Source organism: Streptomyces sp. NPDC014676 (assembly GCF_043084105.1).
In the GTDB taxonomy this organism is placed as follows: domain Bacteria; phylum Actinomycetota; class Actinomycetes; order Streptomycetales; family Streptomycetaceae; genus Streptomyces.
In genome coordinates, this window is the sequence record NZ_JBIBZI010000012.1 from 32347 (window position 1) to 57242 (window position 24896).

Below are 24896 nucleotides of genomic sequence, written 5' to 3' on the forward strand. Positions count from 1 at the left end.
CGGCCGGCCCCCCGGTGGCCGGGGGCCCGGTCTGCCAAGGTCACCAGGTGGGTTTGCGGACCGCTCCGTAGCCTCCGCCGTGAGGCCGGTCCTCGAAGTGCAGATGGGGGCCGTTGGTCTTGCCCGAGGAGCCCACCGCGCCGATCTCCTGGCCCGCCCTGACCTTGTTCCCGGCCCGCACCGAGCGATCGGACAGGTGACAGTAGACGTACGTACGGCCGTTGCCGACGCGCAGGCCCACCCACCGACCGTACGCGCCGCCGTTGTCGTTGGACCACTCTATGGTCCCGTCCCGGACCGCCACGACCTTGGTGCCACGGGGAGCCGCGTAGTCGTTCCCCGTGTGGTAGCCGGCTATGTACCGGGGGTTGGGAACACCGTAGGGGTAACTGACGGAGTATCGGGGGACGGGGGAGGGCACTCGTCCACCCCCTCCGCCTCCGGGGTGCTGGGAACTGTTGGCGAGACCCAGCTTGGTGAAGGTCTGGGGTCCGGGCAGACCGTCCGCGTCGGCGCCGGTCCAGCCCTGTTTCCTCTGGAAGGACGCGACGGCGGCCCTGGTCTGGTCCCCGTAGTACCCGGTCGCCCCGTTCGCGATCTTGTATCCTTTGGCGATCAGGGCTTTCTGGAAGGCCTGGACACAGGAATCCTTCCTGCCGAACGCGACGTGCGAGTAGTTGATCGTGGTTGCCATGACTACGCCACCCTGAGGTCGAGGAGTGCGCAGGTCTCGGTTCCCGGAATGCCGTCCGCGTCGGCGCCGGTCCAGCCCTGTTTCCTCTGGAAGGACGCGACGGCGGCCCTGGTCTGGTCCCCGTAGTACCCGGTCGCTCCGGCGGGTATCTTCTCTCCGCGCCTGATGAGGGCCCTTTGGAGGTCGGTGACGTCTCCATTGGTCTTTCCGTACCTCAGGTTCTCCAGTTCCACGATGGGGCCGGCCGGTGCCGGGGCGTCCCCGAGGGATTCCAGGAACCTGGGGAACACCGTGTCGGTGAACTGCCTGGCACGCGCGTTTCCAGGGCATTCCGTCCCGTCGAGGGACCACTTCCTGAACATGCGGTGGATACCGAATCCGGGATCGGTGTCGGAATGACAGACGTGCGCCGGAATTCTGTGCGTCCGGTGCGCCCAGACCATGATCTCGACCAGGGCCTCGATCTGGTCGGGAGTCCAGGGATCGCTGTTCTCGGTGTCGGCTGCGGTCTCGACCGAGATGGCGCGGTTGTTCGCGGACGCGTTGGCATCGGCGCGGACGCCGGTGTCCATGAACTGTCCGACTTTCCCGTCGTACCCGACCCCGAAGTGGCTCTCGGTGGTGACGCCCCTCTCGTTCCAGAAATCCCGCAGGCGCTTCGGTGACCACGGTGCGGCGGTGCTGTGCAGAATGAGCTGGGTCGGGGTGATGCGGGGTTGGGTGGTGGTTTCGGGTATGGGGAGCCATGTGGCTTCGCGGTACCTGGCCATCGCCGCCTCCTTCCGTCTGCTGAGATCGCGCGCGGCGCCGTGTCATTCCGGTGCGTCGGACGGGGAGGAAACGCGCGGCTTTCCCGGAGTGCCTCGAATCTGGAGTGGTTGCCCTCTGCGTCGGACCCGTAATGTTCACCACGGTTGCCATCGAATCGCAGATCTCCTTCCATCTTACGCGGACACCGGAACCGGTGAATGCCTCGTGGAACATGGTGGACGGATCTTGAATTCATCTTTCCTCGGGTTTCCTCTCGGCACCGACGGTCGAGCGGCGTCAGTCTTCTGCCGACTGCCGACTGCCGACTGCCGACTGCCGACTGCCGACTGCCGATCCCGGACGCCGGGCGGCGGCCACCATCCCTGATCACTCGGCCGACTGTGCGCGGCACGCTTCCCGTCCCTCTCCTCGCCGGCGACGGCAGGAAGAGCGTGCTCGACCCGCCGGAACGGAACCTGCCCGGACACCTCCGGTCCGGAAAACCTTCGGCGGTGCGACCAACCTGCCGGCACTGCGGCACTTGATGGCCGGCCGGTGGGCGCTCGGTCCGAACCCGGCGTGGGCGGTTCTCCTGTTCGCGGTACGGCAAGGAGATCTCCGGGGGCCTGTGGGAAGGCAAGCGCACGCTCGTCCTCATCGAATACATGCGCAGCCGTACCGCCGTGCAGCGGGCACAGGTGGAGCGCTTCCTGGGTAAGACCCGGGCCGAGCGCACAGAGGAGGAAGCACAGAGGATGCACGGTGAGCTGCCGGCCTCGGGATGCGTCGAAACCGTACGGGCGCGGGCCAGGTCACTGACCGACGAGGCCCACGCGGAGGCGCTCAAGGCGTTCGACGACACCCCTGACTCCGACGAAAAGCAGTTCCTTCTCGACCTGCCGTTCTACATGGTGGAGCGGGACAGCCGAACCGGTGCGGTTCCCGGAGCCGCCGGGGACGGCCCGGCCGCCGTGGTCGAGTTCGGTGATGGTGTCGGTGCGGCGGACGGTGCCGTGGATGATCCCCGTGAGCTCGTGGACGCCGACACCGTACGTGCCGCGTCGTTCACGGCCCCATCCGGACGGCCATTGCGATGGCCTGAGAGGCGTTCACCCGGCCGAAGCCGTAGTCGTCGTTCCAGGCCGCAGCCCGATCTCGGCAGGCCCGTTCTTTCCCGGGGGTGCCTCCATTGGTTTCGTCAACCCGCCGCAACAGGTTGACGAAACCAATAGGGCCCCCGCGAGCTGGACATCGCCCGCCCCTTCTGTCGGATCGATCCCCTCGGTCACGGCTTCTCCGGCGAAGGACACACGCTCCGAGCGCTCGGACCTGCCGTCCCGGTGAGTTCCCTGCTCCGGTGGTGAGGTGAGCGGTCCCCGGCGCTCCGGGGCCGACCAGTCACGCGGCCGGCGCGACCGCCCGCACCGCCGGTGTGCGCAGCACGCGCCGGGCCGTGGACAGGCTCGTCCCGAAGGTCGCCACCGCCGTCACCGACACCATGGCGAGCCACGTCCCGAGGAACTGGTCCGGCAGCACCCCGTCCGTGCGGACGACCGTGAACGGTACGACCCCGGCCAGCGCGGCCGACGTGCCGAGCAGCACCCCCGTGACCGTGAGGATCACCCCCTCGGTACCCACCACACCGAGCACCTGCCCCGGAGTCGCCCCCGCCAGGCGCTGCTGCCCGAACTCACGGGAGCGGTAGGTCGTCGCCGCGTACAGCGAGTTGACCAGCATGACGCAGACGAAGACGGCGATGATGCCGACGACCGTGAGGTTGAGCGTCTCCAGGTTCTTCGCGTCGACCGACTTCACCAGGCCCGAGGCCGCGACGGCGTCGCTCTCCACCGCCTGCATGGTGATCGTCGCCGTGGACACCGCCGTGAACATGATCAGCGGCACCAGGATCCCGGCGAGTTCCCCGGACCGCTCACGAAGGTTGCGCACGGCCAGCCAGCCGCTCGCACCGCTCAGCGGCAGCCGGTGGAGCACGCCCCTCAGCAGCCGCGGCGACAGCAGCGCGAGACCGACCGACAGCAGGATCGCCCCGTATGCGGCCGGCGCCATCAGCATCTCGTCCGTCGCGGAGAGGAAGAAGGTGGCGCAGGCCCCCGCGGCGCCGGTGGCCAGCGCGGCGTACGTCAGGAGCCGCCGTGCCCCCGCTCGTTCCCTACCGCGCCGCGTCACCCGCCGCACGGCGAGGAACGCGGCGCCCGCCGCCGCGAGCAGCGTGATGTCCACGCCGCTCAGCAGCGCGATCGGCCCGAAGGAGTACTCGACCGACCGCGCGACCTGGCCGCCGTCCTGGAACATGTCCAGCAGCGCCCGCCCGCCGAGCATCGCCGGGCCGATCGCCAGCGCCGCGCCCACCAGGGCCACGGCCGCCGCCTCACCCACGACCATCCGCTTGATCTGCGCCGGGGTCGCCCCCGAGCAGCGCAGCAGTTCCAGCTCGGCCGTCCGCTGCCGCACGTTCACCGTCAGCGTCGAGGCGACGGCGAAGAACACCAGCAGCGTGCCGTACCCGCCGACGACGCCGGCCGCCGTGCCCAGGGTGTCGGAGCTCACCGGGTCCACGCCCGGCTGCCCGGCCGTGTCGTGCATCGAGTGGAACACCATGATGATCGCCGCGCCCAGGAAGGCGGACAGCAGCGTCGCGAGGAACCGTCCGGGACGATGCCGGACCGACCGCAGGGCCAGTACGAACACGGCTCACACCCCCGCCATCGTGTCGTCGCCCAGGTGTGCCAGCCGCTCGGCCACCGCGTCCGCCGTCGGCGCGTCCAGCCGGCCGGCGAGCCGGCCGTCGGCGAGGAACAGCACGCTGTCGGCGTAGGAGGCGGCGACCGGGTCGTGCGTCACCATCACCACGGTCCGCCCGTGCACCCGCACCGCCCGCTGGAGCAGCGCCAGCACCTCCCGCGCGCTGCGCGTGTCCAGGGCGCCGGTCGGCTCGTCCGCGAAGATCACCCGGGGTTCGGTGACCAGCGCCCGCGCGATCGCGACGCGCTGCCGCTGACCACCGGAGAGCTGGTCGGGCCGGTGCCCGAGCCGGTCGCCGAGGCCGACGGCGGTGAGGATCTCCCGGGCCCGCCTCCGGTCCACGCGCCTGCCGGCCAGCTTCAGCGGCAGCACCGTGTTCTGCGCGACGGTCAGCGTCTCCAGCAGGTTGTACTGCTGGAACACGAACCCGATCCGCCCGCGCCGGAACCTCGTCAGCTCCGCCTCGCCGCCGCCCGTCAGCTCGGTCCCGTCGACCCGCACGATCCCGCTGTCCGGACGGTCCAGACCCGCCGCGCACTGCAGCAGCGTCGACTTGCCCGAGCCGGACGGCCCCATCACCGCGGTGAACGTGCCCCGCGCCAGGCCGAGCGTCACCTCGTCGAGGGCGGTCACGGCGCTGTCCGCCGTCCCGTAGGACTTGCTGACCTTCACCAGCCGCAGCGCCTCGGGGGCGGGTCCCGTGTCGTGGTCGCGTCGTGACCCGTTGCGAAACATCGTCATCTCCTCCGTCCGGCACGTCCTGTGCCCTGTCGAAGACGCTACGGAGGAGACGGCCGCACCACACTGGGCGCAGAGCCCGTATCGGGGGGTGTAGTCAGGGACACCCCCCGGAGGGGTTCACCCGACCAGCACGACCTCCAGCGTGCGCGGTCCGTGCACGCCCTCCACCCGGTCGAGTTCGATGTCGCTGGTCGCCGAGGGGCCGGAGATCCAGGTGAGCGGACGGGCCGGGTCGAGGCGTTCGAGGGCCTGGGGGACGGAGGAGACGACCTGGTCCGGGACCCGGACCACACAGATGTGGTGGTCGGGGATCAGGGTGATCCGGCGCCGGCCCTGGTCGGGGGAGCCGTCCAGCACGATCGTGCCCGTCTCGGCGACGGCGATCGCGCAGGCGGTGACCACGCTGTCGACCCGGTCCAGCTCCTGCGGGGTGCTCTCCGCCCGGTCCGCCACCCGTGTCACCTCCGTCGAGGCGAGCCAGCCCTCGTCGAGGCCGGGCGGAACCAGCACCGACGACGCGCCGCGCGCCGCGAGCAGCCCGGCGACCACCCCGGCCAGCCCGGCCGCGTCCGTACGGTGCACGACGGCCCGGTAGTCGGCCAGGTTCTCCGCGAGCAGGTCCACCGTCTCCTCGACGGTGCGCTCACCGTGCTCGCGCAGGTAGTCACGGACGACCGCCCGCTCGTACGGGGTGTCGTCCTTCGGCACGTCGGCGAGGGCACGCCGTACCCGGCCCAGGATCCGTTCCCTGCTGCTCACTTGGCCGCTCCCTTCCCGCTCCGCGTACGCTGCCACCAGTCCCGGAACGGTTCCGCCGGCACCGGCGGCAGGTCCCGGGTCCCGCTCCACGCCCGGCCGGGGCCCGGCAGGGTGCGCGGATGGAGGCGGCGGGTGCGCGAGGCGAGGCGCTGGCCGGTGCGCAGGGCTCCGGGGTACGTGAACGCCCAGCGGGCGGCGCGCATCGCGGCACGCTCGGCGGCGTGCCCCTTGGCCGGCTTGAGCACCACCTTGTTGCCGCCCCGGGTCACCTCCCCGCCCTGCGCCACCCGCTCCCGCAGGTGCACCAGCACCTCGGGGATGTCGATGGCGACCGGGCACACCTCGTAGCAGGCCCCGCACAGCGACGAGGCGTACGGCAGGGAGGCGTCGATCTCGCTCCCCGTTCCCCGGAGTTGAGGGCTGAGGATGGCGCCGATCGGGCCCGGGTAGACCGAGCCGTAGGCGTGGCCGCCGGCCCGCTCGTACACCGGGCACACGTTCAGACAGGCCGAGCAGCGGATGCAGCGCAGTGCCTGCCGGCCCACCTCGTCGGCGAGCGTGTCGGTGCGGCCGTTGTCCAGCAGGACCAGGTGGAAGTCGCGCGGGCCGTCCTCGTCGGTGGTGCCGGTCCAGGTGCTCGTGTACGGGTTCATCCGCTCGGCGGTCGAGGAACGGGGGAGGGTCTGCAGGAACACCTCCAGGTCCTGCCAGGTCGGCACGATCTTCTCGATGCCGACGACCGAGATCAGCGTCTCGGGCAGGGTCAGGCACATCCGCCCGTTGCCCTCGGACTCCACCACCACCAGCGTGCCGGTCTCGGCGACCATGAAGTTGGCGCCGGAGACGCCCACCTTGGCGCGCAGGAACTTCTCCCGCAGGTGCAGCCGGGCCGCCTCGGCGAGTTCGGCGGGCGTGTCCGTCAGCCCCTCGGGGGCGGGGCGGCCCCACTCGCTCATCTCGCGGGCGAAGATCTCCCGGATCTCCCCGCGGTTGCGGTGGATCGCCGGCACCAGGATGTGCGAGGGCCGGTCCTTGCCCAACTGCACGATCAGCTCGGCCAGATCGGTCTCGTAGGCGGCGATGCCCTCCGCCTCCAGGGCCTCGTTGAGGCCGATCTCCTGTGTGGCCATCGACTTGACCTTGACGACCTCCGACTCACCGGTCGCCTTCACCAGTCCGGCGACGATCCGGTTGGCCTCGTCGGCGTCCGTGGCCCAGTGCACGGTGCCGCCCGCCGCCGTCACCGACTCCTCCAACTGCTCGAGGTACCGGTCGAGATGACGGAGCGTGTGGTCCTTGATCCGTTTGCCGGCCTCGCGCAGCTCGGTCCAGTCGGACACCTCGGCGACCGCGGTGGCGCGTTTGGCGCGGATGGTGTGCGTGGCGTGCCGCAGATTGCCGCGCAGCGTCGCGTTGCCGACCGCCTCGTGGGCGGCCTCGGGAAACGCCGGCATCCCGAGATACGTCCCGCTCATACGGCCGGTTCCTCCTCCGTGCTCGCCAGGATCTCCGCGATGTGCACCGGGCGCATGCCGGTCCGCAGCCTGGTCATCGTTCCGCCGATGTGCATCAGACAGGAGTTGTCCGCCGCGCACAGCACCTCGGCGCCCGTCGACTCGGCGTTGCGCACCTTGTCGGTGCCCATCGCCGCCGAGACGTCGGAGTTCTTCAGCGCGAAGGTGCCGCCGAAGCCACAGCACTCCTCGGCGCCCGGCAGCTCGGCCAGCTCCAGCCCCTTCACCGCCCGCAGCAGCCGCAGGGGCCGCTCGCCGAGACCGAGACCGCGCAGCCCGTGACAGGTGGGGTGGTAGGTCACCTTGTGCGGGTAGTACGCCCCGACGTCCGTCACCCCCAGCACGTCCACCAGGAACTCCGTCAGCTCGTACGTCTTCGGCACCACCGGCGCCAGCGTCGCCGCGAGGGTGTCCCCGCGGCCCTCCGCCCGGGCCCGCTCACCCATCCGCGGATACAGCTCCCGCACCATCGCCCCGCACGACCCGGACGGCGTCACGATCGCCTCGTAGTCCTTGAAGACATCGGAGAAGTGCCGGGCGAGTGGCTCGGCCTCGTGCCGGTAGCCCGTGTTGTAGTGCGCCTGGCCACAACACGTCTGCGCCATCGGGAAGTCGACGTCGACGCCCAGCCTGGTCAGGAGTTTCACCACGGCGCGCCCGGTGTCCGGATAGAGCGTGTCGTTGACACAGGTCAGGAACAGTGCGACACGCATCGCGGCTCCTAGTGAGATCGATCATCGGGTGAATGCAGGGTAGTGGGGGAGCGGGGGCCCGGGGGAGACCGCGTCAGCCCCGGGCGAGCCGGGCCTGCGCCGCCTGCCACCGCTGCGTACCGCCGCGCGGTTCGTACCGCGTCAGCGGTTGCGTACGGGTGAGCAGCCGCCGCATCCCGGCCAGGTCGCCGACCAGTCCGTGGGCACGGGCCTGCACCAGCACGTTGCCCAGGGCCGCCGCCTCCGTCGGCCCGGACACCACCGGCAGCCCGCAGGCGTCGGCGGTCAGCTGGCACAGCAGGGCGTTGCGGGTACCGCCGCCCACGATGTGCACCACGTCGGCCGACTGCCCGGCGAGCCGCTGCGCGTCGGTGACGGCCTTGCGGTGGGCCAGGGCGAGCGAGTCGAGGATGCACCGGGTGATCTCGGCGGGGGTGGCCGGCACGGGCTGTCCCGAGTCCCGGCAGGCCTCGGCGATCCGTTCCGGCATCCGCCCGGGCGCGAGGAACGCCGCGTCCCCGGCGTCCACCACCGACCGCAGCGCCGGCACCTTGGCCGCGTCGAGCAGCAGCGCGCCCAGATCCGGCTGCCCCCAGGCCCGCAGGCACTCCTGGAGCAGCCACAGGCCCATGATGTTGCGCAGATAGCGGACCGTGCCGTCCAGCCCCAGCTCATTGGTGAAGTTGGCGGCCCGGCTCTCCTCGGTGAGCACCGGCGCGTCCAGTTCGAGACCGGCCAGCGACCAGGTGCCGGTGCAGATGTACGCGAACCGCTCGCCGTCCGCCGGGACGGCGGCCACCGCGGACGCGGTGTCGTGCGAGCCGACCGCCGTCACCGGGACCGGCCCGGTCAGCCCGGTCTCCTCCAGGACCTCGGGCCGCAGCACCCCGGCCGCGTCCCCGGGCCGGCGCAGCGGCGCGAACAGCGAGAGGTCGATGCCGAGGCGCTCCGCGACCCCGTGCGCCCAGTCGCGGGTGCGCGGGTCGATCAGCTGGGTGGTCGAGGCGTTGGTCAGCTCCGTGCCCTGCTCGCCGGTCAGCCAGTACGTCAGCAGATCCGGAATCAGCAACAGCCGCCGGGCCTGCGCCAGTTGGACCGAGCCGCGGGCCGCCGTCAACTGGTACAGCGTGTTGAACGGCGCGTACTGCAGACCGGTCGCCGCGTACAGCTCCCCGGCGGGCAGGGTCGCCCACACCTTCTCCGCGATCCCGTCGGTACGGCCGTCGCGGTAGTGCACCGGGTTGCCGAGCAGCGCCCCGTCCGCGTCCAGCAGCCCGTAGTCCACGGCCCAGCTGTCGATGCCGACGGAGTCCACCGCGCCGGTCGCCCTCAGCCCGTCCAGCACCCCGGCGTACAGCGCCAGGACGTCCCAGCGCAGCCCCTCGGGCACGCGCACCGGCCGGTTGGGGAAGCGGTTGACCTCGGTCAGCTCCAGGCTGTCGGGGCCGACGCGGCCGACCATGACGCGTCCGCTGGACGCACCGAGGTCGACCGCGGCGTAGGACTTCACGGCACTCATCGCAGGAACGCGGCGGCGACGCCGGCGTCGACCGGGACGTGCAGTCCGGTGGTGTGGGTGAGGTCGCCGCCGGTCAGCGCGAACACGGCGTTCGCCACGTGCTCGGGCAGCACCTCGCGCTTCAGCAGCGTCCGCTGGGCGTAGAACTCGCCCAGCTTCTCCTCCGGCACCCCGTACACGGCGGCGCGCTTGGCACCCCAGCCGCCCGCGAAGATCCCGGAGCCGCGCACCACGCCGTCCGGGTTGACGCCGTTGACGCGGATGCCGTGCTCACCCAGCTCGGCGGCGAGGAGGCGCACCTGGTGCGCCTGGTCGGCCTTGGTGGCCGAGTAGGCGATGTTGTTCGGGCCGGCGAACACCGCGTTCTTCGACGCGATGTAGACGATGTCGCCGCCCAGCTCCTGCGCGGTCATCACCCGGGCCGCCTCGCGCGAGACGAGGAAGGAACCGCGGGCCATGATGTCGTGCTGGAGGTCCCAGTCCTTCGCGGTCGTCTCCAGGAGCGGCTTGGAGATCGAGACACCGGCGTTGTTCACCACCAGGTCGACCCCGCCGAAGGCGAGCACGGCGGCCTTGAAGGCATCCGCGATCTGCTCCTCCGACGTCACGTCGACGGTCACGGCGACGGCCTTGTCGGACCCGCCCAGCTCCTCGGCGACCCGCTCGGCGTTCTCCCCGTTCAGGTCGGCCACGACGACGCACGCGCCCTCGGCCACCAGCCGCTGGGCGATCGCCCTGCCGATCCCGCTGCCCGCACCCGTCACCAGCGCCACCCGGGTGGCGAGCGGCTTGGGCTTCGGCATCCGCTGGAGCTTGGCCTCCTCCAGCGCCCAGTACTCGATGCGGAACTTCTCCGACTCCTCGATCGGCGCGTACGTGGAGACCGCCTCGGCCCCGCGCATCACGTTGATCGCGTTGAGGTAGAACTCGCCGGCCACCCGCGCGGTCTGCTTGTCCTTGCCGAAGCTGAACATGCCCACGCCCGGCACCAGCACGATCGCCGGGTCGGCGCCGCGCATCGCGGGAGAATCGGGCTGCGCGTGCCGCGCGTAGTAGGCGGCGTACTCCTCGCGGTAGGCCGCGTGCAGCTCCTTCAGCCGGGCGACCGCCTCGTCCAGCGGGGCGGACGGCGGCAGGTCGAGGACGAGCGGGCGGACCTTGGTGCGCAGGAAGTGGTCCGGGCAGGAGGTGCCCAGCGCGGCCAGCCGCGGGTGCTCGGCACGGGCCAGGAAGTCCAGTACGGCGTCGGAGTCGTCGAAGTGGCCGACCTGCGGCCGGTCCTGCGAGGCGACGGCGCGGACGTACGGCGCCAGCGCGGCGGCCCGCTCCCGCCGCTCCTGCCCGGACAGCGCCTCGTACCCCTCGATCACGGGGCCGAACGGCTCCGGCCGGCCGCGCTCGGCGAGGAACTCCTCGGCGGTGCGGATGATGTGCAGCGAGTTGCGCTCGCACTCCTCGGAGGTGTCGCCCCACGCGGTGATGCCGTGCCCGCCGAGCACACAGCCGATGGCCTGCGGGTTGGCCTCCTTCACGGCGGCGATGTCCAGCCCGAGCTGGAAACCGGGCCGCCGCCACGGCACCCACACCACGGTGTCGCCGAAGCACTCGGCGGTCAGCTTCTCCCCGTCGGCCGCGCAGGCGAGCGCGATCCCGGAGTCGGGGTGGAGGTGGTCCACGTGCGCGGCGTCGACGAGCCCGTGCATCGCGGTGTCGATCGACGGGGCCGCACCGCCCTTGCCGTGCAGGCAGTAGTCGAACGCGGCGACCATCTCGTCCTCGCGCTCGACACCCGGGTAGACACCGGTCAGCGCCCGCAGCCGGTCCAGCCGCAGCGCGGCCAGCCCCGTCTCGGTCAGCGTCCCGAGGTCGCCCCCGGACCCCTTGACCCACATCAGCTCGACGTCACCCCCGGTGACGGGGTCGGTCCCGGTGCCCTTGGCGGAGGTGTTGCCGCCGGCGTAGTTGGTGTTGCGGGGGTCGGCACCGAGCCGGTGCGATCGAGCGAGCAGAGCGGCAGCTTCGGTGTGGGGCGCCATGACATCCAGTCCTTACTTGAGGGGGTGAGTGCACATACCTAGGGGCGCGGGGAACTGCGTGACCAGCCACAAACGGCCCGCAGCCCGCGACAAACAGAAACCCGGCAGACGCCTACGCCCCCCACCCGGCCTGCTCTCCGCCAACCCGCTCGGCGACGATCTTCTCGGCCCACCCGGACCGCCGATAGGCGACCAGGGGCTCGGGGTCCAACCCCATCTCCTCCCGCACCTCACGCAGCAGCGGACGCACGTCCGTGTTGTACGCGTCCATCAGCACGGCGTTCGCCTCGAGCACATCCCCCGAGGCCTGTGCCTCGCCCAACGCCGCCCGGTCGACCAGCAGCGCTTTCGCCGTCGCCTCCTGGACGTTCATGACGGAACGGATGATCGCCGGGATCTTCGCCTCGATGTTGTGGCACTGATCCAGCATGAACGCCACCTCGGGAGTGAACCCGCCCCCACGGATCACCTCGTACATGATCCGGAACAGCTGGAACGGGTCGGCGGCGCCGACCATCAGGTCGTCGTCGGCGTAGAACCGCGAGTTGAAGTCGAACCCGCCGAGCTTCCCCTCCCGCAGCAGCGTCGCCACGATGAACTCGATGTTGGTGCCCGGGGCGTGGTGACCGGTGTCGACCACGACCTGCGCCTTCTCGCCCAGCTTCAGGCAGTGCGCGTAGGCGGTGCCCCAGTCCGGCACGTCCGTCGTGTAGAACGCCGGCTCGAAGAACTTGTACTCCAGCAGCATCCGCTGGTCGTCCCCGAGCCGCTCGTACACCTCGGCGAGCCCTTCGGCGAGCCGGTCCTGGCGGGCCCGGATGTCGTCCTGCCCGGGGTAGTTCGTCCCGTCGGCGAACCACAGCTTCAGGTCCTTGGAGCCGGTCGCGTCCATGATGTCGACGCACTCCAGCAGGTGGTCGACGGCCTTCCTGCGCACCGCCGCGTCGGGGGCGCAGATGCTGCCGAGCTTGTAGTCGTCGTCCTGGAAGGTGTTGGAGTTGATCGCGCCGAGCCTCACCCCGCGGTCCTCGGCGTGCTCGGCCAGCGCCGCGTAGTCCTCGACCTTGTCCCACGGGATGTGCAGCGCCACGGTCGGTGCGACACCGGTGAACGCGTGCACCTGGGCGGCGTCGTCCAGCTTCTCCTGCGGGGTGCGGGGGACGCCCTGTTGCGCGAACACCTTGAACCGGGTCCCCGAGTTCCCGTACGCCCAGGACGGCGTCTCCACGGCCTGTGTCTTGAGAGCGGCTTTCACCGCGGCGAGCTCGGTCACGTCAGGGCTCCTGTGACATCGGGTCGTAACGACCACTGAGTGAAACGATTCAGAACGGGAAGCTATGGGTCTCCCGAAGGGGTGTCAACCCCTTCGGCGCAGACGATCCTCCGTGACCAGGCCGAGACCTGAAGGTGTCGAAAGTTTTTCGGCCGGGACCCATTGACGTGACATGCGTCGCGCGCCTAACGTCCCGGCAACCCAGTTGAAACCTTTCACGACGCCGTGGGGCCTCCCGTCGGCGTCGTCGAGGAGCCCTCATGACCCACCCGTCCGACACGGGTCCGGCCCCGGTTCTCGCGCTGAAGGGCATCTCCAAGTCCTTCGGTGCGGTCCGCGCCCTGCGGGACGTCTCCCTGGAGCTGTTCCCCGGGGAGGTGCACGCCCTCGCCGGCGAGAACGGAGCCGGCAAGTCGACCCTCATCAAGACGCTCGCCGGAGTGCACCGTCCGGACACCGGCCAGGTGCTGCTCGACGGTGCCCCCGTCGTCTTCCACGGCCCCGGTGACGCCCGCGACGCCGGCATCGCCGTGATCTACCAGGAGCCCACGCTCTTCCCCGACCTGTCGATCGCCGAGAACATCTTCATGGGCCGGCAGCCCCGGAAGGCGCTCGGCCGGATCGACCACCGCGCCACCCACGACGCGACCGCCGCCCTGATGAAGCGGCTCGGCGTCGACCTCGACCCGGACCGTCCGGCCCGCGGCCTGTCCATCGCCGACCAGCAGATCGTCGAGATCGCCAAGGCGCTCTCCTTCGACGCCCGCGTCCTGATCATGGACGAGCCCACCGCCGCCCTCACCGGCAGCGAGGTCGCCCGCCTCTTCGGCGTCGTGCGCACGCTGCGCGAGCAGGGTGCCGCGGTGCTGTTCATCTCCCACCGCCTGGAGGAGATCTTCGAGATCTGCCGGCGGGTCACCACGCTCCGCGACGGCGCCTGGATCTCCAGCGAGCCGCTGGCCGGCATGACCGAGGACGACCTGGTCCGCCGCATGGTCGGCCGCGACCTCGAGGAGCTCTACCCCAAGCAGGACGTCACGCCGGGCGAGATCGCCCTGAGCGTGCGCCGGCTGACCCGCGAGGGCGTCTTCACCGACGTCTCCTTCGACGTGCGGCGCGGTGAGATCGTCGGCCTGGCCGGACTCGTCGGCGCCGGGCGCACCGAGGTGGCCCGCGCCGTCTTCGGCGTCGACCGCTGGGACGCCGGCGAGGTCGAGGTCGACGGACGGAAACTGACCAACGGAGCCCCGTCCACGGCCATGGCCGCGGGCCTCGCCCTGGTCCCCGAGGACCGGCGCGCCCAGGGCCTGGTGATGGACATGTCCATCGAGCGCAACATCGGCCTCACCGGACTCCGTACGACCGTGAGGGCCGGCCTGATGGACCGCGGCGCCGAACGCAGCCGCTCCCTCGACTGGGCCGTCAAGCTCCAGGTCAAGTACGCCCGGATCGCCGACACGGTGAACACCCTGTCCGGCGGCAACCAGCAGAAGGTCGTCCTCGCCAAGTGGCTCGCCACCGGCCCGAAGGTGCTGATCGTCGACGAGCCCACGCGCGGCATCGACGTCGGCACCAAGGCCGAGGTGCACAGGCTGCTCTCCCAGCTCGCCGCCGACGGCGTCGCCGTCCTGATGATCTCCTCCGACCTGCCCGAGATCCTCGGCATGGCCGACCGCGTGCTGGTGATGCACGAGGGCCGGCTCACCGCCGAGATCCCCCGCACCGACGCCACCGAGGAAACCGTGATGGCCGCAGCCACGGGGAGGGCCGCCGCATGACGGTCGCCGCTCCCGAAGAAGCCCCCGTCGCCGAGGTGCCCAAGGCCGGCGCCACCCGGCTGGTGGACCGCGTCTTCAAGATGCGCGAACTCGCCATCCTGGTCGTCTTCCTGGTGATGATCGCCGTCACCCAGGCCGGCAACAGCGAGTTCCTGTCCGAACAGGGCATCAAGGACCTGCTGCTGAACGCGACCATCCTGGTCCTGGTCGCCACCGGCCAGTCCCTGGTCGTCATCACCCGCAACGTCGACCTGTCCGTCGGCTCCACCCTCGGCATCAGCGCCTTCGCCGCCGGCACCTACCTCCAGGACGGCGGGAACCCGGTCGTAGCCGTCGCCCTCGCCGTGCTGCTCGGCATCGGCTTCGGACTGCTCAACGGCCTGCTCGTCAGCCTCGGCCAGGTCCCCGCCCTCGTCGTCACCCTCGGCACGCTCTACATCATCCGCGGCATCGACTCCATCTGGGTCGGCTCCCGCCAGATCACCGCCGCCGACCTCCCCGGCTCCTTCGTCGACTTCGGCTCCGGCGGCATCTCGGCCGTGCCCTACCTGGCGCTCATCGCGCTCGCGGTGCTCGTGGCGACGGCGTACTACCTCAAGCACTTCGGCAGCGGACGCGAGCTGTACGCGCTCGGCTCCAACCCCGAGGCCGCCCGGCTCGCCGGCATCCCCGTGCGCAAGCGGATCCTCGCCGCGTACACCTTCTGCGGCGCCCTCGCAGGACTCGCCGGCGCCCTGTACCTGGCCCGGTTCGGCAACGTCGACTCCAGTACCGGCAACGGCTACGAACTCACCGTCGTCAGCGCGGTCGTGGTCGGCGGCGTGGTCTTCACCGGCGGCTCCGGCAGCGTCTACGGCGCGGCCCTCGGCGCGCTGCTGCTGACCTCCATCAACAGCGTGCTGCCCGCCCTCGGCGTCAGCTCCGTGTGGGTGCTCGCCATCAACGGCATCCTGCTCATCCTCGCCATCGCGGTCGACCGGATCGTCGCGCTGCGCGTGGCCTTGGCCCTGAAGAAGAGGAACGCCTGCCATGCCTGAGTCCCTCACGCGCGCGGTCCGCTGGGACACGGTCGTCGGCGCCCTGCTCGTCGTCGTCCTGCTGCTGTCCTTCACCACCGTCGACGGCTTCGGCAACGCGCTCAACCTGTCGTTCCTCATCGGCAACACCCTGCCGATCGCGCTGATCGCCCTGCCCATGACCCTGCTCGTGGTCTCCGGCGAGATCGACCTGTCCGTGGCCTCCACGGCCGGCCTGTCCGGCGCGGTGATGGGCGCCCTGTGGAACCAGGGCATGACCATCGAGACGATCATCCCGATCTGCCTCGTGATCGGCGTCGTCTGCGGTCTGGTCAACGGCCTGCTGGTGACCCGCCTCGGGCTGCCGTCCCTCGCCGTCACCATCGGCACGCTGGCCGCCTACCGGGGCATCGCGCAGATCGTGCTCGGCTCCGACGCGGTGACCGACTTCCCCACCCCGTACCTGGACTTCGCCGCCGGACGCATCGGCGACACGTTCATTCCGTACGCCCTCCTGCCCTTCCTGGTGCTGCTCGCCATCGCCGTCGTCGCCCTGCACGCCACCCCGTTCGGCCGGTCGCTGTTCGCGGTCGGCGCGAGCGAGGAGGCGGCCCGGTTCGCCGGCATCCGCGTCAGGCGGCAGAAGCTGATCCTGTTCACCCTGACCGGTCTGATGGCCTCCCTCACCGGCGTCTTCTGGGCCCTGCACTACGCCAGCGCCCGCTACGACAACGCCACCGGCCTCGAACTCTCCGTCGTGGCGGCCGTGCTGCTCGGCGGCATCGACTTCGACGGCGGCAAGGGGACGCTCGGCGGCGCGATCGCCGGTGTGTTCCTGCTCGGCGCGCTGCAGAACGTGATGAGCCTCCAGGACGTCTCCGCGCAGTCGCAGATCGTCGTCACCGGTGTGCTCCTGGTGCTGTCCGTGCTGGGACCGCGCGTCGCCCGGCAGATCGCCGTCGCGAGGGCCGGACGCCGGGCGACCGCGTCACCACCGGTCTCCAAGACCCCCACTCCCACCTCCTGAGCCCTTCTCGTCCTCTAAGGAACCCACCATGCGCAAGGCATCCATCCGCCGCACCTGCGCGGCCCTCGCCGCCGTCACCTCGCTCGCCCTGGCCGCCACCGCCTGCGGCGGCACCACCAAGGAGGACGTCAAGAACGAGGGCGGCGGCGCGGCGGCCTCGGCCGGCAAGGCCGACCCGAACGCGGCCACCAAGAAGGGCCTGACCGTCGGCTTCCTGCCCAAGCAGGTCAACAACCCCTACTTCACCAGCGCCGACAAGGGCGGCGAGAAGGCCGTCGAGGAACTGGGCTCCACCTACAAGGAGGTCGGCCCCTCCAGCGCCACCGACACCGCCGGCCAGGTCTCCTACGTCAACACCCTGACCCAGCAGCAGGTCGACGCCATGGCCGTCTCCGCGCAGGACCCCGGCGCCCTGTGCACCGCGCTCAAGCAGGCGATGAAGAACGGCATCAAGGTCGTCACCTACGACTCCGACACCACCCCCGACTGCCGCAACGCCTTCGTCTCGCAGGCCAGCGGCGAGGACCTGGGCCGCACCGAGGTGCAGCTGCTCGCCGAACAGATCGGCTACAAGGGCGAGATCGCGATCCTGTCCGCCGCGCAGACCGCGACCAACCAGAACGCCTGGATCGAGTTCATGAAGGACGAACTCAAGGACCCCAAGTACAAGGACATCAAGCTGGTCAAGGTCGCCTACGGCAACGACGACGCCCAGCAGTCCTTCCAGCAGACCCAGGGCCTGCTCCAGGAGTACCCGGACCTGAAGGGGATCATCTCCCCGACCACCGTCGGCATCAAGGCCGCCGCCCAGTACCTGTCCGGCTCCAAGTACAAGGGCAAGGTCAAGCTGACCGGCCTCGGCACCCCCAACGACATGCGCAAGTACGTCAAGAACGGCACCGTCGAGGCGTTCGAGCTCTGGGACCCGGCCAAGCTCGGCGAGCTGGCCGCCCGCACCGCCGTCGCCCTGTCCTCCGGCCAGATCACCGGCAAGGAGGGCGAGACCTTCACGGCCGGCGCGATGGGCGAGTACACCATCGGCAAGGACGGCGTGATCAACCTCGGCAAGCCCACCGTCTTCAACGCCGAGAACATCGACCAGTTCGACTTCTGATCCCCACTTCCCCCTGAAGGAGCGGTACTTCATGCGACGCGTCTGTTTCCTGCTCAAGGTCCGACAGGACCGGATCGCCGAGTACCGCGAACGCCACGCCGCCGTGTGGCCCGAGATGTGCGAGGCGCTCTCGGCCACCGGCTGGCACAACTACTCCCTCTTCCTGCGCGACGACGGCCTCCTCGTCGGCTACCTGGAGACCGAGGACTTCGAGGCGGCCAGGGCCGGCATGGAGGCCACCGAGGTCAACGCCCGCTGGCAGGCCGAGATGTCCCCCTTCTTCGAGTCCCTCGACGGCTCCCGGCCGGACGAGGCGATGACACCGCTGACCGAGGTCTTCCACCTCGCCTGACGACGAAAGCCCGCGATGAGACGACGCACTCTCCCGGCCGGCGTGCTCCTCGGCGCCGCGGCGGCCCCCGCCCTGGCCGCCGCGTCCGGGCCGTCGGTCACCTGCACCGGCGGCACCATGCCCGACAGCCGGCGGTACGCGGTCCGGCACACCGCCGGCCGGGGCGCCGTCGTCACCCGCCGGGTGGTCGTCGACGACATGTGCGTCGCCCGGGACGGGGTGCTGTCGGCCGTGTACCGGGAGAAGTCCACCGGTACGACACCCTCGCTCCCGCACGTAGTCGACCTCAGGCTGCCCGCCTGACCGTGACCGCTCAGGGGCGGCGCTGCCGGTAGTGTGATGGCCCGCCGCGTCGCCCCGCTCTTTCTGGAGGTCCCTGCCCGATGGCCCAGTCGGTGGGTATCAAGGACGTCGCCCGCGTCGCCGGAGTGTCCGTCGGCACGGTCTCCAACGTGATCAACCGCCCGGACACGGTCGCCGCCGAGACCCGGGCACGGGTGCTGTCCGCCATAGACCGGCTCGGCTACGTGCGCAGCGAGTCCGCCCGCCAGCTGCGCGCCGGCCGCAGCCGCATCATGGGCCTGCTCGTCCTCGACATGGGCAACCCGTTCTTCGTCGACGTCGCCCGCGGCGCCGAACGCGCCGCCCGCGAGGCCGGGCTCGGCGTGATGGTCTGCAACAGCGCCCAGAACCCGGGCGAGGAGGCCGAGTACCTCTCCCTCTTCGCCGAACAGCGGGTGCGGGGCGTCCTGCTCACCCCGGCGGACGCCACCGGCCGCAACATCGAGGCGTTCCGCCGGCACGGCATCCCCTTCGTCCTGGTCGACCGGGTCGCCGAGGGCACCACCGAGTGCTCGGTCTCCGTGGACGACGTGGCGGGCGGCGCGCTGGCGGTGCGGCACCTCGTCGACGCCGGGCACCGCTCCATCGCGTACGTCTGCGGCCCGCCCGGACTGAACCAGGTCCGGGACCGCCGCACCGGCGCCCTGAACGCCCTCGCCGAGGCCGGACTGGGCCCCGACCACCTGCGCGAACTGCCCACCGAGCGGCTCGACGTCGCCGCCGGCCGCGACGCGGGCGCCCGCCTGCTCGGACTCGCCGACCGGCCCACCGCCGTCTTCTGCGCCAACGACCTGCTCGCCCTCGGTGTGCTCCAGGCGATGTACGCGGCCGGCGTCGGCGTCCCCGACGACCTCGCGATCGTCGGCTACGACGACATCGAGTTCGCCGCCGCGGCCGCCGTGCCGCTGACCTCGGTGCGGCAGCCCGCGGTCACCATGGGCGCCCTGGCGGCCGAGCTGCTGCTGGAGGAGACCGAGAGCGAGAACGCGGCCGAGCCGCACGAGCACCGCCGGGTCGTGCTCCGCCCGGAACTGGTGGTCCGGCGCTCCAGCCTGGCGGCCCGCTGACGGACATTCGGCAAAATTCCATGATCCTGGGCTCGTTGGCCGGACGGACATGTGCTGAACTGGGTCACGGTCCGACAATCCGTTCGTCCCGGGAGTCCCGTTGACCGTCAGCTACCGCCAGCCCGGCGTGGTCCTCACCGACCGCCGGTTCACCGTGCCCCTCGATCACGACGCCCCCTCGGGGGAGACGATCGAGCTGTACGCGCGTGAGGCCGTCGCGAGTGACAAGGCCGGCCAGGACCTGCCCTGGCTGCTCTATCTCCAGGGCGGCCCCGGCTTCGGGGCGAACCGTTTCGTCGGGAAGGAGGCATGGCTCGGCCGGGCCCTGGAGGACTACCGGGTCCTGCTCCTCGACCAGCGCGGCACCGGCGCCTCCACCCCCGCCAACCGGCAGACCCTCCCGCTGCGCGGCGGCCCCGCCGCACAGGCCGACTTCCTCACCCTCTTCCGCGCCGACTCGATCGTGCGCGACTGCGAGGCCATCCGCCCCGAGGTGACCGGCGGCGCCCCCTGGACCGTCCTCGGCCAGAGCTTCGGCGGCTTCTGCGCCGTCGCCTACCTCTCCACCGCCCCCGAGGGCCTGGACACCGCCCTGATCACCGGCGGACTGCCCTCCCTCGACGCCCACGCCGACGACGTCTACCGGGCCGCCTACCCGCGCGTCGAGCGCAAGGTCGCCGCCCACTACGCCCGCTACCCGCAGGACGTCGAACGCGCCCGCCGCATCGCCGACCACCTCCTCACCCACGAGGTCATCCTCCCGAACGGCTACCGGTTCACCGTCGAGGCGTTCCAGTCGCTCGGCCGGATGCTCGGCAGCGGCGAGGGCAGCCACCGGCTGCACCACCTCCTGGAGGACGCCTTCGTCCGCACCCCGGGCGGCCCCGAACTCTCCGACGCCTTCCAGGAGCAGGCGCAGGGCCTGCTGTCGTACGCCGGGCACCCGCTGTACGCACTCGTCCACGAGGCGTGCTACGGCCAGGACGCCCGCCCCACCGCCTGGTCGGCCGAGCGTGTGCGCGCGGAGTTCCCGCGGTTCGACGCGGCCAAGACGCTCGCCGGCGACGAGCCGCTGCTGTTCACCGGCGAGACCATCCACCCCTGGATGTTCGACTGCGACCCCGCGCTGCGCCCGCTGCGCGAGACCGCCGGACTGCTCGCCGCGCGCACCGACTGGACGCCCCTGTACGACCCGGCGCGCCTGGCCGTCAACGAGGTCCCGGTCGCGGCGGCCGTCTACCACGACGACATGTACGTCGACACCGCCCACTCCCTGGAGACGGCCCGCGTGATCCGCGGCCTGCGCACCTGGGTCACCGACGAGTTCGAGCACGACGGTGTCCGGGCCGGCGGTCCCCGCGTCCTGGACCGGCTGCTCGCCCTGGCGCGCGACGAGGTGTGAGTCCGGGGCCGGGCGCGGACCCGGCGGGATGCCGGTGCGGCGGGTTAGTCTGCGGGCATGACCGAGCCGACGACCAGTCAACTCCCGCCCATGCCCGAGGACTGGCAGCGCGCCCTGGCCGTGGTGGCCCACCCGGACGACCTCGAGTACGGCTGCGCGGCGGCGATCGCGTCCTGGACCGACGCCGGCCGCGAGGTCTCCTACGTGCTGGCGACCCGCGGCGAGGCGGGCATCGACACCCTGGAGCCGGCGAAGTGCGGCCCGCTCAGGGAACGCGAGCAGCGGGCGAGCGCGGCCGTGGTCGGCGTCTCGGAGGTCGGCTTCCTCGACCACGCGGACGGGGTCGTCGAGTACGGCCCCGCGCTGCGCCGGGACATCGCCGCCGCGATCCGCCGGTACCGGCCCGAGCTGGTGATCACCCTGAACCACCGGGACACCTGGGGCGGCACCTACTGGAACACCCCGGACCACGTGGCCGTCGGGCGGGCCGTGCTCGACGCGGCCGGTGACGCCGGCAACCGCTGGATCTTCCCGGAGCCGGCCGAGCGGGGCCTCGAACCCTGGAACGGCGTCCGCTGGGTGGCGGTCGCCGGTTCCGGCAGCCCCACGCACGCGGTGGACGCGACGGACGGGCTGGAGCGGGCGATCGCGTCGCTGCTCGAACACCGGACCTACATCGAGGCGCTGACCGACGAGGACCCGGAGGCGTACGCCCGCGGTCTGCTGACCGGTTTCGCCGAGGAGACGGGGAAGCGGTTCGGGAACCGGCCCGCGGTCGCCTTCGAGCTGTTCTCCCGGTGAGCCCCGTGGCCGACGACAAGGAGTTGCCGGCGGAGCGCTTCGAGGAGTACCGCGGGCGTCTCAAGGCGGTCGCCTGCCGCATGCCCGGCTCGCTGACCGACCGGACGTGATGCCGCGGGCGGACGCGGGCGAACTGATCCGGGACGTGGCCGGATCCAAGATCCTCCGGGGCGCGAAGACGGTGGCCGAGGCGGCGGTCATGTTCGCCCGCTCCAGCGCGGCCGGCCGGACGGCCCTGGCCAACGACTCCCTGGGCCTGCTCGGCGTGGTCGACGGCCGCATCCGGTCGGTCATGTCCGTCACCATCGCCGACCACCGCATCACAGCCATGGACATCCTGGCCGGCCCGGACCGCCTCGTTCACTCGCGGTAGCCGCGGGCAGTCGTGCCGCAGGGCGGCACGGGCGGGCTGGGGGTTCCTCCTCCGGGTCCCCTCTGGAGGAGACACCCGGCAAGCGCCGGACCGCGTGCCTCACCCCGTCCGGCCCCGGCGCGCCCGGAAAGGTCTCATGGAGATCACGCGACCCGGTTGGCGCGCACCCCGATCTTCGATAGGTTAGGCAAGGCTTACCTAAGAGGAGGTTCGGGGATGGCTGACGACACGCACGGCTGGACGGCCGCGCCCGGTGCGGCGCAACGGGCCCGCTCGGTGCTCGCCGCCGCGTGGTCCTGCACGGTGACCGCGGAGGGAACCCGGGAGGAGCTCGTCGGCGCGCACGGCGTGACCGACGACGGGCGGGTACTGCTGCACGTGCCCGAGGACAGCGCCCTGCTCGCCGCCGCGCTCTGCGCGCCCCGCGGCGAGCCGTCCGCCGTGCTGGAGTTCGCCGACGTGGCACCCGTCCCCGTGCGCAACCGGATCCGCGCCCGGCTGTGGCTGGCCGGCTGGTTCGCCGTGCGGGACGGGCACCTCGTCCTCCGGCCCACGCGCGTGGTGCTGCGGCAGCCGTCCGGCGCCCTGGTCGTCGACGTCGAGGAGTTCGCCGCCGCCGAGCCCGACCGGCTCGCCACCGCCGAAGCCCGGCTGCTGACCCACCTCGCCGGCTGCCACGCCGACGCGGTCGAACGGCTGACCCGGCTGGTCGACCACGGCAGCCTGCACGGCGCGGTCCGCGTCCAGCCACTCGCCGTCGACCGGCACGGACTGACCCTGCGCATCGAACGCCTCCGCACGGACGGCGACGTACGCCTGCCGTTCCACGCGCCCGCCGACGACGTCTCGCAGCTCACCGAGCGCATGCACGTGCTGCTCGCCCAGGCGGGCGCCGCCTCCCGCCCCCGTGCGCTGCAACGGCAGCGCACGGACGGCGACGGATGACGCGGAGGCCCCGGCCGCACGGGTGGCCCCCGGCCGGGTACGTCACGTGGAACGGTGGGAGGCGCCCCCGCGCTTGCGGCGCAGCCGCTCCCACGTCCGGGCGAGCCGCGGCAGCCGCTCGCGCTGCTCCTGCGAGTGCCGGTCCAGTTCCTCGAACAGCCGGCGCGTGCGGTGCTCGGTGTCCATCTCGTCGAGGATGCGGTTGACCTCGGTCAGCACGGCGCCCAGCAACTGCCACTGGCGGGCGTCGCGCCGGGCCTGCTCGAAGAGCAGCCGGGCCAGCCTGTCCCGGGTGGCGGCCGCCTGCCGCAGCTGGGAGGCGAGCCGTTCCTCCGCCGACTCGGCGTTCGCGCTCACGCTCGTGGTCACCAGCACCGCGAAGCTGACCACGGCGTCCGCGATCTCGGACAGCAGCTCCTCGAAGGCGGCGCCCGTCTCCGGATCGAACAGCCGGTCCGGGTCGCGCTCCTTGGCCAGGTCGGTCAGCGTGCGGGCCAGCACCCGCAGCACCACCGTGCAGATCTCCAGCGTGTCGAGGCCGGTGCGCAGCACCACCCGGTGCAGCAGGCCCTCACGCACCCGGGGATTGAGCCGCAGGCTGTCCTCCGCCTGCCGGAGGTCCGCGTCGACCTCGGTGATGTCGTGGTCCAGGCGGCGGGCCTCGTGCAGCCGGGCCGCCGCGCGGTGCGGGGGCGTACGGCCCGCCGCCTCCTCGCCGATCCGCAGCATCAGCTGCCGCACCCGGCGCGCCAGCTCCTCGATCGACTGGCCGGCCTCCTCCACCCATACGGGCGGGGCGAGCAGGAGGTTGAACCCCATTCCGACGAATGCTCCGATCAGGGTCTCCACGATGCGGGCCCAGGCGGTGTCCCCGTGCGTGGTCACCCCGAGCACCAGCATCGCGCTGATCGCCACCTCGGGCACGAACTCGTCCACCCGCACCAGATGGCCGACGATCAGCGACGCCAGGATGAGCAGACCCAGGCTCCACCAGGTCAGACCCACCAGCAGACTGAAGAGGATGGCCACCACGACCCCGGTCACCACGGAGTTCACCCGGCGTACCCCGGTGGTGAGGGTGGAGTACAGGGTGACCTGGACGACGAGCAGCGCGGTCAGGGGCGCGGTGAGCGGGGCGGCCTCCGGACTCAGCCGCAGGGCGATGACGTAGGCGACGGTCGCCGCTGCGGCCGACCTCACCATCTGCACGGTCACCGGGTCCCGGTGCCGCTTGACGAACTCGAGGGCCGGCGCTGTCATCTCACGTACCACTTGCATCCTGGGACGGTTCCCCTTCCCCGGACGCGACGAACGTGCTCACCTGCGACAGCAGTCACCCGGAGGACAGCCGGGCGGGGCCTACAGCTTGTCGAGGAAGGCGAACAGGTTGCCCCTGGTACGGGCGATCTGCTCCTCCAGGGTGAGGCTCTCCTCGAAGCGGGCACCGGTCTCCGGGACCTTCATGCCGCGCAGATAGAGGGAGCAGGCGAGGTCGGTGCACATGTAGGCGCCGACCGAGTTGCCCTCGCGGCCGGCCGGGCCCGCCTTGCGCGCGGTCATCAGGGCGACACCGCCGCGCGGATGGGTCGTCAGGCACAGGGAGCACATGCTGCGGTGCAGGAAGCCGCGCCGGGCCGGCTGGAAGCGCATGGCCACCCCGACGAGACGGTCCTCCCGCTCGGTGACGAGATAGCTGCGGTCGGGTGCGCCCGGATCGCGCCAGCCCAGGAAGTCGAGATCGTCCCAGGGGCGTTCGCCCAGGTCGCGTGGTACGGCCAGCCGCTTGGCCTCACCCTTCGAGCAGTTGATGAACGAACCGCGGATGTCCTGCTCGGTGAGTGCTCTCATGGGGGTCGTCTCCTGGCGTGCTCTTTCGAAACCTAGGGGGTCTAGGTTTCTGGTTCAGGGTAGATATCC

General features: G+C 71.5%; 24 protein-coding genes. 12 read left to right on the plus strand and 12 right to left on the minus strand.

Features of this window, described 5'->3' with window-relative positions; translation table 11 throughout:
- Positions 1-40 precede the first annotated feature (40 nt).
- Together ACF1DX_RS28650 and ACF1DX_RS28655 are read right to left on the minus strand one after the other, a co-directional pair.
- Positions 41-694 carry a M23 family metallopeptidase gene (locus tag ACF1DX_RS28650; protein WP_391794018.1) on the minus strand — a complete coding sequence of 218 codons (654 nt, stop codon included), beginning with the start codon at positions 692-694 and terminating at the stop codon, positions 41-43.
- 2 nt (positions 695-696) lie between these two features.
- Positions 697-1464, minus strand: a complete 768-nt coding sequence (locus tag ACF1DX_RS28655) for an N-acetylmuramoyl-L-alanine amidase (RefSeq protein ID WP_391794019.1) — start codon at positions 1462-1464, stop codon at positions 697-699.
- Positions 1465-2109: 645 nt separating this feature from the next.
- On the opposite strand from ACF1DX_RS28655, the gene ACF1DX_RS28660 reads away from it, so the two are divergent.
- Positions 2110-2664, plus strand: a complete 555-nt coding sequence (locus ACF1DX_RS28660; protein WP_391794020.1) for a hypothetical protein — start codon at positions 2110-2112, stop codon at positions 2662-2664.
- Between the two features lie 178 nt (positions 2665-2842).
- On the opposite strand, the gene ACF1DX_RS28665 is transcribed toward ACF1DX_RS28660, so the two are convergent.
- From ACF1DX_RS28665 to rhaI, 8 genes are all read right to left on the minus strand, one after another.
- Complete coding sequence (locus tag ACF1DX_RS28665) at positions 2843-4153, minus strand: FtsX-like permease family protein (RefSeq protein WP_391794021.1); 1311 nt, start codon at positions 4151-4153, stop codon at positions 2843-2845.
- Positions 4154-4156: 3 nt separating this feature from the next.
- Entirely contained in the window at positions 4157-4942 is a 786-nt protein-coding gene (locus ACF1DX_RS28670) for an ABC transporter ATP-binding protein (protein ID WP_391794022.1), read from the minus strand.
- Positions 4943-5065: 123 nt separating this feature from the next.
- On the minus strand, positions 5066-5707 hold the full coding sequence (locus tag ACF1DX_RS28675) for a lactate utilization protein C (RefSeq protein ID WP_391794023.1): 642 nt from the start codon (positions 5705-5707) through the stop codon (positions 5066-5068).
- Entirely contained in the window at positions 5704-7182 is a 1479-nt protein-coding gene (locus ACF1DX_RS28680) for a LutB/LldF family L-lactate oxidation iron-sulfur protein (RefSeq protein WP_391794024.1), read from the minus strand. The genes ACF1DX_RS28675 and ACF1DX_RS28680 overlap by 4 nt, the downstream gene beginning before the upstream one ends.
- Entirely contained in the window at positions 7179-7934 is a 756-nt protein-coding gene (locus ACF1DX_RS28685; protein ID WP_030863912.1) for a (Fe-S)-binding protein, read from the minus strand. Before ACF1DX_RS28685 ends, ACF1DX_RS28680 begins: the two co-directional genes overlap by 4 nt.
- A 73-nt stretch (positions 7935-8007) precedes the next feature.
- Complete coding sequence (locus ACF1DX_RS28690; protein ID WP_391794025.1) at positions 8008-9453, minus strand: rhamnulokinase family protein; 1446 nt, start codon at positions 9451-9453, stop codon at positions 8008-8010.
- Positions 9450-11489 (minus strand): bifunctional aldolase/short-chain dehydrogenase, encoded by a 2040-nt coding sequence (locus ACF1DX_RS28695; protein WP_391794026.1) that lies wholly within the window; start codon positions 11487-11489, stop codon positions 9450-9452. Before ACF1DX_RS28695 ends, ACF1DX_RS28690 begins: the two co-directional genes overlap by 4 nt.
- Positions 11490-11601: 112 nt before the next feature.
- Positions 11602-12762 (minus strand): L-rhamnose isomerase, encoded by a 1161-nt coding sequence (gene rhaI, locus ACF1DX_RS28700; protein WP_391794027.1) that lies wholly within the window; start codon positions 12760-12762, stop codon positions 11602-11604.
- 260 nt (positions 12763-13022) lie between these two features.
- Between rhaI and ACF1DX_RS28705 the strand changes: the two genes are divergently transcribed.
- The 11 genes from ACF1DX_RS28705 (at position 13023) to ACF1DX_RS28755 (ending at position 22979) form a co-directional block, all read left to right on the plus strand.
- The gene (locus ACF1DX_RS28705) at positions 13023-14540 is read left to right on the plus strand and encodes a sugar ABC transporter ATP-binding protein (RefSeq protein WP_391794028.1); all 1518 of its coding nucleotides are present in this window, start codon (positions 13023-13025) and stop codon (positions 14538-14540) included.
- Positions 14537-15577 (plus strand): ABC transporter permease, encoded by a 1041-nt coding sequence (locus ACF1DX_RS28710; RefSeq protein WP_391794029.1) that lies wholly within the window; start codon positions 14537-14539, stop codon positions 15575-15577. Before ACF1DX_RS28705 ends, ACF1DX_RS28710 begins: the two co-directional genes overlap by 4 nt.
- Positions 15570-16583: an ABC transporter permease gene (locus ACF1DX_RS28715; protein ID WP_391794030.1), complete on the plus strand. Its 1014-nt coding sequence runs from the start codon at positions 15570-15572 to the stop codon at positions 16581-16583. The genes ACF1DX_RS28710 and ACF1DX_RS28715 overlap by 8 nt, the downstream gene beginning before the upstream one ends.
- Positions 16584-16611: 28 nt before the next feature.
- Positions 16612-17697 carry a rhamnose ABC transporter substrate-binding protein gene (gene rhaS, locus ACF1DX_RS28720; protein WP_391794032.1) on the plus strand — a complete coding sequence of 362 codons (1086 nt, stop codon included), beginning with the start codon at positions 16612-16614 and terminating at the stop codon, positions 17695-17697.
- 31 nt (positions 17698-17728) lie between these two features.
- The gene (locus tag ACF1DX_RS28725; protein WP_391794033.1) at positions 17729-18049 is read left to right on the plus strand and encodes an L-rhamnose mutarotase; all 321 of its coding nucleotides are present in this window, start codon (positions 17729-17731) and stop codon (positions 18047-18049) included.
- 15 nt (positions 18050-18064) lie between these two features.
- Complete coding sequence (locus tag ACF1DX_RS28730) at positions 18065-18352, plus strand: hypothetical protein (RefSeq protein ID WP_391794034.1); 288 nt, start codon at positions 18065-18067, stop codon at positions 18350-18352.
- Positions 18353-18432: 80 nt separating this feature from the next.
- Positions 18433-19458: a LacI family DNA-binding transcriptional regulator gene (locus ACF1DX_RS28735; protein ID WP_391794035.1), complete on the plus strand. Its 1026-nt coding sequence runs from the start codon at positions 18433-18435 to the stop codon at positions 19456-19458.
- Positions 19459-19558: 100 nt separating this feature from the next.
- Complete coding sequence (locus ACF1DX_RS28740) at positions 19559-20860, plus strand: alpha/beta fold hydrolase (protein ID WP_391794036.1); 1302 nt, start codon at positions 19559-19561, stop codon at positions 20858-20860.
- Positions 20861-20917: 57 nt separating this feature from the next.
- A complete protein-coding gene (locus ACF1DX_RS28745; RefSeq protein WP_391794037.1) occupies positions 20918-21661 on the plus strand; it encodes a PIG-L deacetylase family protein in 744 nt (247 codons plus the stop codon).
- A 106-nt stretch (positions 21662-21767) separates the two neighbouring features.
- Complete coding sequence (locus tag ACF1DX_RS28750) at positions 21768-22034, plus strand: hypothetical protein (RefSeq protein ID WP_391794038.1); 267 nt, start codon at positions 21768-21770, stop codon at positions 22032-22034.
- 216 nt (positions 22035-22250) lie between these two features.
- The gene (locus ACF1DX_RS28755) at positions 22251-22979 is read left to right on the plus strand and encodes a DUF2470 domain-containing protein (protein ID WP_391794039.1); all 729 of its coding nucleotides are present in this window, start codon (positions 22251-22253) and stop codon (positions 22977-22979) included.
- 42 nt (positions 22980-23021) lie between these two features.
- Here the strand turns inward: ACF1DX_RS28755 and ACF1DX_RS28760 are convergent, their stop codons facing one another.
- Both ACF1DX_RS28760 and ACF1DX_RS28765 read right to left on the minus strand, forming a co-directional pair.
- Complete coding sequence (locus tag ACF1DX_RS28760) at positions 23022-24257, minus strand: aromatic acid exporter family protein (RefSeq protein WP_391794040.1); 1236 nt, start codon at positions 24255-24257, stop codon at positions 23022-23024.
- 81 nt (positions 24258-24338) lie between these two features.
- A complete protein-coding gene (locus tag ACF1DX_RS28765; protein WP_391794041.1) occupies positions 24339-24827 on the minus strand; it encodes an FBP domain-containing protein in 489 nt (162 codons plus the stop codon).
- Between the last annotated feature and the right edge of the window lie 69 nt (positions 24828-24896).